The following is a 13,407-nucleotide window of genomic DNA, read 5'->3' as shown; positions in this document are numbered from 1 at the left end:
TTCACTCTGGCGCTTCGCCGACGTGTCGCCAAGCTCGCCGGGCTGACACGGCGGGAGCTACGGCAACAGGCCATGCTCTCCTTCGCGAAGGTCGCCGAGTATCAGCGGCGCGGCGTCGTCCACTTCCATGCGGTCATCCGCGTCGACGGCCCCGAGGGGCCGGCTACGACTCCACCGCCCTGGGCAACGGCCGACCTGCTGACCGATGCCGTACAGCATGCGGCCTCCGCCGTCGCGGTCACCGTCCCTGCAGTGCCCGGTGAACCCGTGCGGGCCTTCGGCTGGGGAACCCAACTCGACGTCCGCCAGATCACCATGAACGGCGACCTCACCGACCAAGCCGTAGCCGCCTACATCGCCAAGTACGCCACCAAAGCCGCCGAATGCGTCGGCACCCTGGACCGGCGCATCAACCCCCTCGACGACCTGATCGCCCTGCCGATCCGGGACCACCCCCGGCGGCTCATCGCCGAATGCCTGCGCCTGGGCGCCTTCGACGAGCTGACCGAATTCCGGCTCATCAAATGGGCGAACATGCTGGGCTTCCGCGGTCACTTCTCCACCAAGAGCCGCCGCTACTCCACCACCCTCGGCGACATCCGCGCCGCTCGCACCGAGTACATGCGCGGGGAAGCGATCACCACCGGTCGCCTGCCTCTCTTCGATGAGGACACCGTGCTCGTCGTCTCGCACTGGGAGTACGCCGGACAGGGCCACTCGGCCGGTGACGCCCTTTTGGTAAGCGCCCTTACCGGAAACCGCTTCGCTGCTTCGGGAGGCGTCCATGAGTAGTCCCGCGTTGCTCACCGTCCCGCAGGCCATGGCCTCTCTCCAGGTCAGTCGATGGACGCTCTACCAGCTCATCCGCTCCGGCGAACTCGACTCGATCGTGGTCGGCGTGCGCTGCCGCCGAATCCCCGAATCCGCCCTGAACGACTACGTGAACCGACTCTGTGGAAAGGCCGCCTGATGGGCAAGCGCTCGAACGGTGAGGGCTCGGTCTTCCCGTACAGGGACGGTTGGGCCGGCTACGTCTGGGTCGTCACTCCCGAGGGCAAGAAGACCCGGAAATGGGCCTATGGCAAGACCCGTGAGGAGACCCACGAGAAGTGGCTCAAGCTCCATGACCTCGCGAGCAAGGGACCGGTACCGACCAAGCACCCCACGGTCACCGCGTACCTGACGCGCTGGCTCGCCGAGGTGATCGAACCCAACCGGGAGCCGACGACCTACGTGGCCTATGAGCCGCTGGTGCGGCTCTACATCGTCCCCGGCCTGGGCAAGAAAAAGCTCGACAAGCTCACGGTCCGCGAGGTCCAGACGTGGCTGAACACACTGGTCACGCTCTGCACCTGCTGTGATCAGAAGAAGGACCACCGACGGCCGGAAGCCAAGCGGCGATGCTGCGCCATCGGAAAGTGCTGCAAGGGATATCCGTCCCGGAGCACGATCGCGGGCATCCGCCGTGTCCTGCGCTCCGCGCTCGGCAACGCCATTCGGGAAGAGCTGATCTCCAAGAACGTCGCGGCGTTGACTACTCTGCCCAGCGCGAGCAAGACCAAGAAGAAGCGCCAATACGTGGTGTGGGGTGTCGACGAGGCGCGGAAGTTCCTCGAACACCTGCGAACGGAGAATGATCCACTTTATGCCGCCTACGTGCTGATTCTCGTTCTGGGCCTGCGGCGGGGCGAGGTGCTCGGGCTCGCCTGGGACTGCGTCGACCTCGGTGGAGAGCAAGTGTGGATCTCCCGCCAGCTCAACCGCGTCAGAGGAGAGCTTCTCCACCGTGAGACCACCAAGACTGACGACTCCACCGCGTCGCTTCCGCTGCTCGGCCTGTGCATCACCGCGCTCAAGCACCGTCAGCGAACCCAGAACGACGCCCGTAAGGCGGCCGGAACGAAGTGGAAGGAGTCTGATCTCGTCTTCACCACGAGGAACGGCACGCCGATCGAGCCGCGTAACTTCAACCGATCTTTCGAGGTTCAATGCCGCAACGCGGGCGTCCCGCGCATCCGGGTCCACGACACCCGGCACACCTGCGCCTCACTCCTGGCCGCGCTCGACGTCCACCCGCGGGTCGCGATGCGCATCCTGCGACACTCGCAGATCTCGATGACCATGGACGTCTACACGCAGATCCCATCACCCGAGACCCGGAAGGCACTGGATCGTTTGAATGCCAGTCTCGACATTGAGGAAGGCGACCGCTAGACGCAATCGCCCACGCGGACCGACCGACGAAGGCCTTCCAGGATGCTCCTGGGAGGCCTTTCGTGGTGAGTCTCGCGGACTCACCACTCGGGAAGCTCGTGCGCGTCGGGATAGAGCATGATGATCTTTTCCAACAGCTCAGGGCTGTCCGTCTGCACATCCCAGTGGCCACTGTCGAACGCTCGGATCCTTACCTCCGGCACCGACGAACTGTCGGCGTAGCCCACCAGCTCTCCGTCGATGAGTTGACCGTCCCCGCTGAACAGGTCGATGAGATGCCTCGTGGTCACCAGTGAGTTCGCCGCAGCCTCGGTGATCGCTTCAGTCTCCGGAGAGACGAGCCAGTCGATGATCAATTGCCAGCGATGGCCCTCGATCAAGGCACCAAGGGAAGCAAGAACCTCCGCCAGGCCGACATAGTGGCCTCCTCGCCAAGCTGCGAACGAGAGGATACGAATCTCGGTCACACGCTTCACTCTCCTCTGCGGCGGACGCCCCTCATACGGGGCAGATCCCCCGTAGCGCCGTCAGATCCCGTTGCTGTATTTCACTGCTGTACGGGTACGAAAAAGGCCCTACGGGATCATCCCGGAGGGCCTTTGACCTGCTGTGCGGCCGGAGGTACTCGAAACCCCAACCTTCTGATCCGTAGTCAGATGCTCTATCCATTGAGCTACGGCCGCTCGCTGCGTAAGCAAGCATAGCGGGTTTTGCGGGGTGCCTCGAACCGGTTAGCCGATCGGTTCGTGACCGAGGGGGTGACATCCTCTCCGGGGATCGCTCTTCAAGCCCGCGGACAGAGACAGCGGCCGACCTCGGCCGGGATGAGCCGGCGACCGATGCGCGGAGTCAGCCACCGGAATCGCCGGCGACGCCGACCTTCTTCGGGAACAGCGTGTAGCTCAGCGGCCAGAGCAGGGCGATCAGCGGGATCTTGAGCGCACCGGCCATGAAGGCGTTCAACGCCGTAGTCCGTGACGGGTCGCCGACAATGAGGATCAGACCGAACAGCAGGGCGCAGGTGATGCCGTACGCGAGAACGATCCTGAGCCAGATGCCCCATTCGTACCGAGCCCTGGCCATGCCGCCGGGTGGAGGCCGCCATGGCTCGGGGCCACCGGCGAAGCGGTGGGCGAACTTCGCGTCGGCCCAGGTGATCGTACGGTGGCCGAAGACGATCGAGTAGCCGATGTAGGCGGCGGCCAGCCCGTGGCGCCAGTCCGCCTGGGCGCCGCCGCGCATGTCGATGACAGACGCGATGAGAAGAACCACATCGAGCAACGGGACCGCCAGCAGCAGCGCCGTGCTGAGCCGGCGCATGCCCCACAGGTAACGTGAGGCGAGCCCCAGGCCCAGCAGGACCCAGAATCCGATCTCACAGCCGATGATGATGGCCAGAATCATGAATCCATGGTCGCGAGCCGGTCGGCCTGGGACATCGTCGAAGCTGATGAACCGGCGTACATCCTTTTATGTACCGGCGATCCTCCCGGCGCCGCTCCTGCGGGCCGTATCGGAATGATGGGATGAGAGGCATGAGACGAGACGCGCTGGGGGCCGTGGCGTGTTTCGTCGTCGGTCTCCTGCTGCTCGCCGCAGGCTCCTACCAGCACCGATGGGCCGCCGCCCCGCTGTTCATCGGGCCGCTGGCGATCTCGTGTGTGGGAGTCGCGGTACGGCGGAGCAGGCCGCTGCTGGCGCTCGGGCTGGGGGGTGTGGCCTTCGTCAGCGACTCCGCCATGGGCCCGTCGCTGGGTACGCTCCTGATCGTCACCGACAACCTCTACTCGGGGGTCAGGTACGGTCCCCGCGCGCTGGGCAGGTGGATGCTCGGCATCACCTCGGTGATCGCCGTCGTCGCGGGTGTGGTCGCCGGGGTCCTGTTCCGGCAGTGGGCCGCCGCCGCCGTCTTCCTCGTTCAGACGGGTCTGGTCGGGGTGACCCCCGTCCTCACCGCGATGATCATAAGACAGCTGGAGGACCAGGCGACGTCCGAGCGGGCGCGGGCCGAGCAGGTGGCGCGGCTGGCGGAGCTGGACCGGGCGGCCGCGGTGCAGGCCGAGCGGGCCCGGATGGCGCGGGAGTTGCACGACATGATCGCGAACCACTTCAGCGCGATCGCCATCCAGTCCACCGCCGTCCTCTCCCGCCGGGACCTGGACGCGCGGACCGTACGGCAGGTGCTGGAGTCCATCAGGGAGAACAGCGTCGAGGGCATGGGCGAGATGCGTGCCATGATCGGGCTGCTCCGGCAGGACTGCGAGGAGCCCGAGGCGATCCGGCGCCGGGTGGCCGAGGCTGAAGAACTGGCGGAGCGGGCCCGGGAGGCGGGGCTTGACGTGCGGATACGGGTGGACGGCGATGCCAGGGAGCTGCCCGCCTCGGTCGATCTGGCCGGTTACCGGATCGTCCAGGAGTCACTGACCAACGCGCTCAAGCACGGTGGCAAGGCCGCCGACGTGGTGATCGACTACCTGCCGGGGCTGGTCACGCTGACCGTGGACAACCCGGTGGGCGAAGCGGAGCGGGAACTGCCCGGCGCGGGTGCGGGGATCATCGGCATGCGGGAGCGCACGAACCTCGTCGGCGGCGTCTTCGAGGCCGGACCGCATAATGACGGCTGGCGCGTCCGCGCCGAGTTGCCCACTCTGGAGAGCACGTGACCATCCGAGTCCTCGTCGCCGATGATCACGCGGCGGTCCGCGCCGGGATCGTCCTCATCCTCGATGGTCATGACGACATCGAGGTCGTCGGCCAGGCCGCCAACGGCGAGCAGGCCGTCGCGATGGCCTCCGAGCTCCGTCCGGACGTGGTGCTGATGGACATCCGGATGCCGAAGCTCGACGGGATCTCCGCGACGCGCGTGCTGAGCGGGATCGCCGACGTGCTGATCCTGACCACCTTCGACATCGACGAGTACGTCTTCGGGGCGCTGCGGGCCGGAGCCGCCGGGTTCCTGTTGAAGAACACCGACGCCGATGCCCTGGTGGACGCGGTACGGGTGGTGGCCAGGGGCGACGGGCTCATCGCGCCCTCGGTCACCCGGCGGCTGATCTCGGCCTTCGGCGCGTCGGTCCCCGCGCGCAGGCCGTACGAGATCGGCGGCCTCACCCCGCGCGAGCGCGAGGTACTGGCCTGCATCGGCCGGGGCCTGTCGAACACGGAGATCTCCGTGGAGCTGGACATGGCGGAGGCGACGACGAAGACCCACGTCAGCCGGTTGCTGAACAAGCTGGGTCTCCGCAGTCGCGTCCAGGCCGCGATCCTGGCTCAGGAGCTTTCCAGGGAGAGCTGAGTCCGGGGATCAAGGGCTCTCCGCCGGGACGTACAGCGAGAGGGTCTCCGCGACGCAGGCGGGCTTGGGCTTGCCCTCGACCTCCACGGTCAGCCGCATTTTCGACAGGTAGCCCGAGGGGGTGCCCTTGAGGTCGACGAGTTCGGCACCGGCCCGGACCCGCGCGCCGACCGGGATCGGCGAGGGGAAGCGGACCTTGTTGAGCCCATAGTTGATGCCCATGGCCAGGCCGCCCACCTGGAACAGCTCCACCATGAACGAGGGCAGCAGCGCCAGGCTCAGGTATCCGTGGGCGATGGTACCGCCGAACGGCCCCTGCTCCGCCTTCTGCACGTCCACGTGGATCCACTGGTGGTCGCCGGTCGCGTCGGCGAACAGGTTGACCTGCTCCTGGGTGATCTCGCGCCACTCGGTGTAGCCAAGATGTTCCCCGACGGCGGTCTTGAGCTCGGCGATGTTGGCGAAAATCCTCATATATGGAACTTTATTCCGTTGAGGGGACAGCGAGAAGCTCCACGCGCATCAACTCCCTCAGCCATGCCTTTGTTTTCGCTGTACGGCCTGCGGCGTAATACCGGCCGTTCATCCGGGTTCCCTAACGTGCCCGCCATGAGACGACGTATGACGATCACCATCGGCGCGGCCGTACTGGCACTGGCGGTGTCCGCACCGGCGGTGGCCGACCCCGGACAGCCCGGTTCCGACAGGCACGGACGCTCCGAATTCGGGCGCGCCACCCTGACCGGGTTCGCCTCCCTGCCCGCGCTGACCTTCGTACCCGGCAGCGAGCCGTCGGGGGCGCAGCTCGGCACGGCTCCGATCAACGGGGTGACCCCGCCGTTCACCGGGCAGCCGGTGCAGGGCTTCAGCGGCATCGTGCGGCGGCAGGACGGCACCTTCGACGTGCTGTCGGACAACGGCTACGGCGGCAAGGCCAACAGCGCGGACTTCCTGCTGCGGGTGCACCGGGTGAAGCCCGACTTCAAGCGCGGCAAGGTCGCGGTGCTCGGCGGGTTCGACCTGAGCGACCCCGACGGTCACATCGGCTGGGCGCTGACCCGGGCGGACCGGAAGCTGACCGGCGCGGACTTCGACGTGGAGTCGATCGTAAGGACCTCCGACGGCACCTACTGGATCGGGGACGAGTTCGGCCCGTTCCTGCTGCACTTCTCCGCCACCGGCAAGCTGCTTGAGGCGCCGATCCCGCTGCCCGGCGTGAAGGCCCCGGAGAACCCCTCCCTGGACGACGAGCAGCCCAACCTGGGACGGAGCAAGGGCTTCGAGGGCATGGCCCGTTCGGTCGACGGCCGCACGCTGTACCCGCTGCTGGAGGGCACCGTGACCGGCGACGAGGCCGGGACGCTGCGGATGAACGAGTTCGACCTACGCAAACGGGCCTACACCGGCAAGCGCTGGACCTACCGGCTGGAGAGCCCCGACAACGCGATCGGCGACATGATCGCGGTCGACCGGCACCGGTTCCTCGTCATCGAGCGCGACAACCTGGAGGGGGACGCGGCCAGGACCAAGCACATCTACCTGGTGGACATCCGCCACGCGGACCTGCGCAAGGCCCTCGTCGCCAACCTGCTCGACCTGGCCAACCCGCACGGCCTGGGTGGTTTCGGAGAGACCTTCAGGTTCCCGTTCCAGACCATCGAGGATGTGGTGATCCTCGACGACCGGACCCTGGGCGTGCTCGACGACAACAACTTCCCGTTCTCCGCCGGCCGCACCCCGGGCCGTCCCGACGACAACGAGTTCATCACCGTGCGCCTGTCGCGCCCGCTCCTGGCCGACCCCCGCGTCTACCGGTAACGGTCCGTGGCCCCGCCTGGTATCGCCGGTGTTGCCGGCGATACCAGGGCGATGACCGACCCCCGCCTCAAGGTTTCCCACCGAGGAACCGGCCGGTAATTCGCGGCAACCTCGCCTCTCATAACATACGAACAACTACGACAAAATCGTAAATAACAATAGATAAACTCCTGTCGGCCCTCACGGCGCCATTTATTTGCTCTGCCTCAACCGTTTCAATGAGCTATCTCACTGTCCGAGGGGTATCTCCTAGCTGCTGCCGCTTATGAGGTAGTGAGGGATATCAGATGTTTTCGGAACCAGAAACGAGATGGGGAAATAACGTGCTTCCTCGAAAGAGCGGACGGACACCGGGGCCGATCTCCGGCAGGCGGGTGGGCGTCCTCGCCATCGCGGCAGTCTCCGGCATCCTCATGACGTCGAACCAGGCACCGGCCAACGCCGCCATCGGGCAGGTCCAGGCGCTCGGCTCGATCTCACAGCTGAATGCCGACAGCACTCTCGACGGCCACCTCTCCCCTCACCCCAACCCCTCCCGCCGGCAGTACCGCGAGGAGAGACCCTCGGACAGATGGCGAGGAAGGCCGCACCGCAACCAGGACCGCCCCTACGACCGTTACCGCGGCCGCCGGGGCGGGAACGACTTCAACGAGAACGAGGGACCCGGGCGCGAGCGCCTCACGCGCTCGGAAAGAATGATGAGGGACCTCCAGAACGACCCGTCATTCCCGGAGATCATCATCCGCGACAAGTAGTCCCTGGCACCTGACCGCGACAGGTGATACGCCGCCGAGTGGAACCCGTCCGATGACGGCACGGCACGACGAGCAGGAGCGGTCACCTACGTCAGGAGCAGGGAAGAAGTGTGTGTCGTACCGGTTCACACCGGTATGACACGCACTTTCGTTTAAAGCGTGAATTTGCATGTGGTTATACCACCGAACCATGAGAAAATATGTTTTCCGGGCAACGCCGATCATTGATCATCAGCATTGGACCGCTTCGCCCTCCCGCCCCCTGATATCATCACCTTTCCCCGATCGTCGGACATCACAAAAGCTCTCATGAAACACTACACCCGAATAATCATCCTAAACCTGACTAAACCGTAGATGAGGCATAGGTTTTTCTGCACAGTACCGCTTATTTGCTCTTCCTCAACTATGCCGGAGCGTTATCCCCATAAGCCCCGGGTATCTCCTGCTCCGTCGTCACTTCCGTGGCTGCACGACGGATCCGGATATTTTCGGAATTAGTAAAGATATGGGGAAATAACGTGCTTCCTCGTAGGGGCAAGTGGGCGCCAGCCCATTCCGGTAAGCGTGCCGGCGCTTTGGCCGTCGCGGCGATGGCAGGCATCCTCGCGATGTCGTCGAACCAGGTGCCGGCGAGCGCCACCGCCGACAACGCAAGCATTCTGTTCGCACCTCACGGCGGCAACGGGGGTAACGGAGGCAACGGGAGCAAGGCCCGTCTTCAACATTCCGTGCACAGCGGTGAGAAGCCCATTCTTCGCCCATGCCGCTCCTGCGGATGCCGCAGGGGCCGTCGCTGCGGATGCCCTGGCGGTCCCGGCTGGGGTCCCAGCTGGGGTCGAGGCGGGGACGGGGACGGTGATGGTGGCCGGGACAACGACTGCGACCGGGGCGCCAGGCCCGCCTTTGACAGGGATCGCGACCGGGACGACGAGCGCGATGAGCCCAGAGTGGTCGACCTAACCGCCCCCGGCAGGCCTACTGCCACCTCCGGCAGGCCCACTGGGCGCACCACCGCTACCAGTTCCACCAACATGTCCGAAGGACCCGCAGGTCCGGCAGGACCTCCCGGACCCGCAGGACCCCCAGGGCCGATGGGACTGGCAGGTCCGGCAGGACCTCCCGGACCCGCAGGACCCCCAGGGCCGATGGGACTGGCAGGTCCGGCAGGACCTCCCGGACCCGCAGGACCCCCAGGGCCGATGGGACTGGCAGGTCCGGCAGGACCTCCCGGACCCGCAGGACCCCCAGGGCCGATGGGACTGACAGGACCGACGGGCCCGGGAGGACCCGCAGGACCGATGGGACTGACAGGACTGACAGGACCAAGAGGACCCGCAGGACCGATGGGACTGACAGGACTGACAGGACCAAGAGGACCCGCAGGACCGATGGGACTGACAGGACTGACAGGACCAAGAGGACCCGCAGGACCGATGGGACTGACAGGACTGACAGGACCAAGAGGACCCGCAGGACTGACAGGACTGACAGGACCAATGGGACTGACAGGACTGCCGGGGCTGATGGGACCAGGAGGACCCGCAGGACCGATGGGACCGGAAGGACCGAGAGGTGCGACAGGCCCCGCAGGACCCAGGGGTCCGGCAGGTGCGGCGACCCTGGCGGGACCCGCCACGCCCCCGTCCAGCGGATGCGTCAACCTGACCGGCGCCATGGTCGCTCTCCAACCCGTCTGCGCCATCACACCTGCCAGCCTCAGCGGATATGTCTACTCCGCCGCGCCCACCGGCCTCGCCGGGTCTGTCTGCACCACCGGTGCCATGGGCCTCGTCAGCTCGTACGAGGCCGTCGGGTGCGTGTAGCCCGCGGCGAAGAGGAAGGCCTCCACGACATTCATCGGCCAGAGGTCGCGCCCCTGCTCAGCAGGGGAACGACCCCCTGGAACTGTGACCGTCACCCGGCAAGGTGACAGCGATTCAAAGGGAGGGTGGGCTGCCGTGCCCGGTGTCACTCGGGCACGGCAGCCCACCCAGCGCCCTCCTCGCGGAGGTGAACACCGGCCGGTCTCCACGGACCATGATCCAATTGTGATCTTGGTGGACCGCCTGGCCCTCAAATCCACAGTCACATTCGGCACCGTTGCCATTACTGCCGCGATCAGCCCGATCCTGTTCGTCCAGAAGTGAGCAAAAAGTAGTCGATCTTCCCGTCCCCGTCCACAGACAGCTCTGTCCTGTAGCTCTGCAACGCGGTGGACGTCCGCCCGACCAGGGACGTCGGCTTGATGTCGGTCAACTTCTCCTGCTTCAGACCGGCCAGGCTCTTGGCAATCCTGATGAAGCTGGCCTGGAGGCCCGATACCGGATCGGTGGTGAAGGCCACGACGGCCAGACCGGCCAGGTACGGCGGCGTGAGCAGCCCCATGGCGATCAGGCCGGCGGCCGCGGCACGGCGCGAATCGCGCTGCAGCAGGACGGCCACGGGCACCAGGAAAACCACCGCGGCCAGGAAGAAGCCCGAGGCCCAGCCCACCACGGCGCTCTCCCCGTACCGCACAAGCTCGGCCCGCACGTCCTCGGTGACCCGCACGGTGACCGCGGCCTTCTCCGTGATCGTCCCGCTCGCGGCGCGGTCCAGCAGGAAGACGGCCAGCCCGAAGATCGCGGCCTGACCCGGCAGGAGGATCGGCCAGGGCCTCCCCGGTGGAACGGTTCTGCTCTCGGACATGACCGGACGCTCTCAGCCCGCCCATAAGATCTGCGTAACAATCTGCACGCTGGCTCCGCAGCGGTCGGCGCGACCGCCTGCTCATCCCATCCGCCGTCGACCCGCCTGCGACTACATGGCCTTCATCGATCCCAAAGACGCTCTCCCAAGATTCCGGGAGAGGGCCTCTTACCCGCGGAGGCTCGGGATTCGAACCCCGGATGGGCGGCACCCAAACCGCATCAGCAGCTCTGGTCTTGCCCGTCCCGATCGGTTCATCCTGGACCAACACGACGTGGTGGTCCGTCTGGAACGGGAGTGAACGACGTTGGATTGCAACTAGAGCCCTCCTGATCAGGATTCGACGAGGGCTATCTGCTCGGCGCAAGCGGCTCGGACGACGGCGATCAACTGCGGTTCAGTGCGCCCCCAGCCCGCTCCCCATTCGTCATCCAGCCCGTACAGAGCGCCAAGTGGTGGTGTGAGCATCTCGTCGGGATAATTCCAAGTGGTCATGAGTCGTTCGATCACCGAGACCAGCCAATGTTCACCACCGTCGCCTGCGAGGCACAACCGTGCCATGTCGACATAAACGGTCTTCACGGCGTCGGACCTGGAAGGTATCGCGGTATCCGTATCCGCGAGAGCCTCGACCAGCACATCGCGCACCTCGTGCGGATCGCGTCCGTCAAGCCCCGCGAGAATGCGCAACGTCTCACCATCCATGTCCTGGACGAGCCAGTGAGCGGCCCACATGGGGACTCGATCGGTAGGCAGGATTTCCAGTTCATACCAGGCGGCGACCAACTGCGGAGACGGAATCACCTGTCCTGCATCGTACGGCCAGCCATACACAGGAGGCATCGTGTCACAGCCGCCTCGGTGAAATGTCGTCACCGTATCCCCGCAGCCAGGTTGGAAGATTTCGGTACGCGGCTCCCCGAACTGCTGCGGGCCAGGTCGTGGGTGGTCTTGCCCTGTCCGTGAGTCCCCGTGATTCCCCACTGTTCCCCGCCTTACTGGCACCCGCACGCTGTCCTGTCGCGTTATCCGGCGTGGTCGAGGCGTGCGGCGTTGTCGTAGGACTCTCGGGCATCGAGCAGCTCGTCCCAGTGCTTCTCCGCCCAGGTGCAGGCGACCGCTATCGGTTCGAGCATGCTGCGGCCCAGCGGAGTCAGCTCGTACTCGACATGCGGGGTGGCCTCGGTGTAGATGGTGCGCTCGACCAGACCGTTCCGTTCGAGGGCCCGCAGCGACTGGGTGAGGACCTTGGGAGTGACGCGGCTCAGTGGCACGCGCAGCTCGGAGAACCGGCGCGGCCCGTGCTCGAGGCAGCGGATGATGAGCGCCGCCCACTTGTCGCCAAATCGGATCGGACTGAGCGAGGACGGGCACAGCTCCTCGAACATGTCGGCGGGCAGAGGTTCCCTCATGGCCTCACGATAGCCGGTATCCCAGTGGTAACCGCGGCCCCAGATAGCGTCGGCGAAACGGCCGGGGCTGCACGGGCTCCGGCCCTGGTGAAAGGCGGTTCGTCATGAACATCGTGGTCTTCGGCGCGGGCGGCCGGGCCGGGCGGCAGGCTGTCGCCGAGGCGTACCGGCGCGGCCACCAGGTCACCGCCGTGGTGCGCGACCCCGCAGCCCACAGCGACCTGACCGACGTGCGGGTAGTGGCGGGCGACGTCATGGACGCGGTCAGCATCGAACATGCGGCCGCCGGACATGACGCCGCCATCAGTGCCGCCGTGGACCTGTCCGTGCCACCGCACGACTTCTTCACCGCGTCGTCACGCGCCCTGACCACCGGCCTGGCGAAGGTGGGCGTACGCCGCCTGGTGGTGGTCGGCCTCGCATCGATCCTGCCCGGGGCGGCCGGCGCTCCCCTGATGGACGAGCCCGACTACCCGAACGAGTACCGTTCCTTCTACCTCGGCCACGCGGCGGGCCTCGACGGGCTACGGACCTGCGACCTCGACTGGGCGTACGTGGCCCCGCAGGCGACTTCGACCATGACGGTACGCGCACCGGCCGGTACCGGATCGCCGAGCATGGCGACCCGGCCAGCCGGATCACATACACGGACTTCGCGATCGCGCTTCTCGACGAGATCGAGGCACCTCTCCACCACCGCGCCACAGTCAGCATCCGGGAGGCGTGATGCCCGAGGTTCACGACAACCCGGACACCTGGGTCGCCGAGCACATCCGCCGTTTCGAGGAGACCGGCGGCCGACCACGGCCGGGCGTGAACGACCTGCTACTGACGACCCGAGGCCGGAAAACCGGCGAACTCCGCCGCACCGCACTCGTCTACGCACTCGACGACGGCCGCTACGTCCTGGCGGCCTCCAACCGCGGCGCGGACCACCACCCGGCCTGGTACCTCAACCTGCTTGCCGACCCGTACGTCACCGTGCAGGTCGGTACGGAGAGCTTCGCCGCACGTGCGCGCCCCGCCACCGCGGCAGAGCATCCGCACCTGTGGTGCCTGATGGTGTCGGCCATGCCGGACTACGCCGCCTACCAGGAGCAGACCCCCCGGAAGATCCCCGTGGTTCTCTTGGAACGCGGCTAAGACCTGGGCAGTAGCGTTCCGCGCGACCGCCTTGAGATCCTCAAACCTCACGTCGAGCCCCTGCAGCTCCCGCATGGCA

The 13,407-nt window shown here is 66.4% G+C and carries 15 protein-coding genes, 1 tRNA gene and 1 pseudogene; 9 read left to right on the top strand and 8 right to left on the bottom strand.

The window, feature by feature from the left end; genetic code table 11:
- Positions 1-6: 6 nt before the first annotated feature.
- The 3 genes from ACQP0P_RS02990 to ACQP0P_RS02980 are packed head-to-tail and all read left to right on the top strand — an operon-like array spanning position 7 to position 2,214.
- Positions 7-792 (top strand): replication initiator, encoded by a 786-nt coding sequence (locus tag ACQP0P_RS02990; RefSeq protein WP_433381656.1) that lies wholly within the window; start codon positions 7-9, stop codon positions 790-792.
- Positions 785-970 carry a helix-turn-helix domain-containing protein gene (locus ACQP0P_RS02985; RefSeq protein ID WP_355624648.1) on the top strand — a complete coding sequence of 62 codons (186 nt, stop codon included), beginning with the start codon at positions 785-787 and terminating at the stop codon, positions 968-970. The genes ACQP0P_RS02990 and ACQP0P_RS02985 overlap by 8 nt, the downstream gene beginning before the upstream one ends.
- A complete protein-coding gene (locus ACQP0P_RS02980) occupies positions 970-2,214 on the top strand; it encodes a site-specific integrase (protein ID WP_433370574.1) in 1,245 nt (414 codons plus the stop codon). Before ACQP0P_RS02985 ends, ACQP0P_RS02980 begins: the two co-directional genes overlap by 1 nt.
- An 80-nt stretch (positions 2,215-2,294) precedes the next feature.
- On the opposite strand, the gene ACQP0P_RS02975 is transcribed toward ACQP0P_RS02980, so the two are convergent.
- The 3 genes from ACQP0P_RS02975 to ACQP0P_RS02965 form a co-directional block, all read right to left on the bottom strand.
- Positions 2,295-2,681, bottom strand: coding sequence for a hypothetical protein (locus ACQP0P_RS02975; RefSeq protein WP_433370571.1), 387 nt, complete (start codon positions 2,679-2,681; stop codon positions 2,295-2,297).
- Positions 2,682-2,824: 143 nt separating this feature from the next.
- Positions 2,825-2,897: transfer RNA gene (locus tag ACQP0P_RS02970), tRNA-Arg, on the bottom strand.
- Positions 2,898-3,063: 166 nt separating this feature from the next.
- Positions 3,064-3,618, bottom strand: coding sequence for a hypothetical protein (locus tag ACQP0P_RS02965; protein WP_433370568.1), 555 nt, complete (start codon positions 3,616-3,618; stop codon positions 3,064-3,066).
- Positions 3,619-3,749: 131 nt separating this feature from the next.
- Between ACQP0P_RS02965 and ACQP0P_RS02960 the strand changes: the two genes are divergently transcribed.
- Both ACQP0P_RS02960 and ACQP0P_RS02955 read left to right on the top strand, forming a co-directional pair.
- Entirely contained in the window at positions 3,750-4,877 is a 1,128-nt protein-coding gene (locus ACQP0P_RS02960; RefSeq protein WP_433370565.1) for a sensor histidine kinase, read from the top strand.
- Entirely contained in the window at positions 4,874-5,509 is a 636-nt protein-coding gene (locus ACQP0P_RS02955) for a response regulator (RefSeq protein WP_433370562.1), read from the top strand. Before ACQP0P_RS02960 ends, ACQP0P_RS02955 begins: the two co-directional genes overlap by 4 nt.
- 9 nt (positions 5,510-5,518) lie before the next feature.
- On the opposite strand, the gene ACQP0P_RS02950 is transcribed toward ACQP0P_RS02955, so the two are convergent.
- The gene (locus ACQP0P_RS02950) at positions 5,519-5,983 is read right to left on the bottom strand and encodes a MaoC family dehydratase (RefSeq protein WP_433370559.1); all 465 of its coding nucleotides are present in this window, start codon (positions 5,981-5,983) and stop codon (positions 5,519-5,521) included.
- 135 nt (positions 5,984-6,118) lie between these two features.
- Between ACQP0P_RS02950 and ACQP0P_RS02945 the strand changes: the two genes are divergently transcribed.
- Together ACQP0P_RS02945 and ACQP0P_RS02940 are read left to right on the top strand one after the other, a co-directional pair.
- Positions 6,119-7,327, top strand: coding sequence for an esterase-like activity of phytase family protein (locus ACQP0P_RS02945; RefSeq protein WP_433370556.1), 1,209 nt, complete (start codon positions 6,119-6,121; stop codon positions 7,325-7,327).
- Between the two features lie 323 nt (positions 7,328-7,650).
- On the top strand, positions 7,651-8,082 hold the full coding sequence (locus ACQP0P_RS02940) for a hypothetical protein (RefSeq protein ID WP_433370553.1): 432 nt from the start codon (positions 7,651-7,653) through the stop codon (positions 8,080-8,082).
- 1,732 nt (positions 8,083-9,814) lie between these two features.
- Here ACQP0P_RS02940 and ACQP0P_RS02935 read toward each other — a convergent pair.
- From ACQP0P_RS02935 to ACQP0P_RS02920, 4 genes are all read right to left on the bottom strand, one after another.
- Positions 9,815-9,943: a hypothetical protein gene (locus ACQP0P_RS02935; RefSeq protein ID WP_433370550.1), complete on the bottom strand. Its 129-nt coding sequence runs from the start codon at positions 9,941-9,943 to the stop codon at positions 9,815-9,817.
- Positions 9,944-10,203: 260 nt separating this feature from the next.
- Positions 10,204-10,773, bottom strand: coding sequence for a hypothetical protein (locus ACQP0P_RS02930; protein WP_433370547.1), 570 nt, complete (start codon positions 10,771-10,773; stop codon positions 10,204-10,206).
- Positions 10,774-11,106: 333 nt separating this feature from the next.
- Positions 11,107-11,607 carry a hypothetical protein gene (locus tag ACQP0P_RS02925; protein ID WP_433370544.1) on the bottom strand — a complete coding sequence of 167 codons (501 nt, stop codon included), beginning with the start codon at positions 11,605-11,607 and terminating at the stop codon, positions 11,107-11,109.
- 191 nt (positions 11,608-11,798) lie between these two features.
- Positions 11,799-12,185, bottom strand: coding sequence for a winged helix-turn-helix transcriptional regulator (locus ACQP0P_RS02920; RefSeq protein WP_433370541.1), 387 nt, complete (start codon positions 12,183-12,185; stop codon positions 11,799-11,801).
- Between the two features lie 104 nt (positions 12,186-12,289).
- Between ACQP0P_RS02920 and ACQP0P_RS02915 the strand changes: the two are divergent.
- Together ACQP0P_RS02915 and ACQP0P_RS02910 are read left to right on the top strand one after the other, a co-directional pair.
- Positions 12,290-12,697 (top strand): annotated as a pseudogene (locus ACQP0P_RS02915) (NAD(P)-dependent oxidoreductase); the annotation flags it as partial.
- Positions 12,698-12,911: 214 nt separating this feature from the next.
- Positions 12,912-13,328, top strand: coding sequence for a nitroreductase family deazaflavin-dependent oxidoreductase (locus tag ACQP0P_RS02910; protein WP_433370538.1), 417 nt, complete (start codon positions 12,912-12,914; stop codon positions 13,326-13,328).
- Positions 13,329-13,407: the final 79 nt, after the last annotated feature.

This window comes from Streptosporangium sp. CA-115845 (assembly GCF_050943795.1).
In the GTDB taxonomy this organism is placed as follows: Bacteria; Actinomycetota; Actinomycetes; order Streptosporangiales; family Streptosporangiaceae; genus Streptosporangium.
Note: the sequence above shows the minus strand (reverse complement) of the source record. Positions and strands in the feature narration are given on the sequence as shown.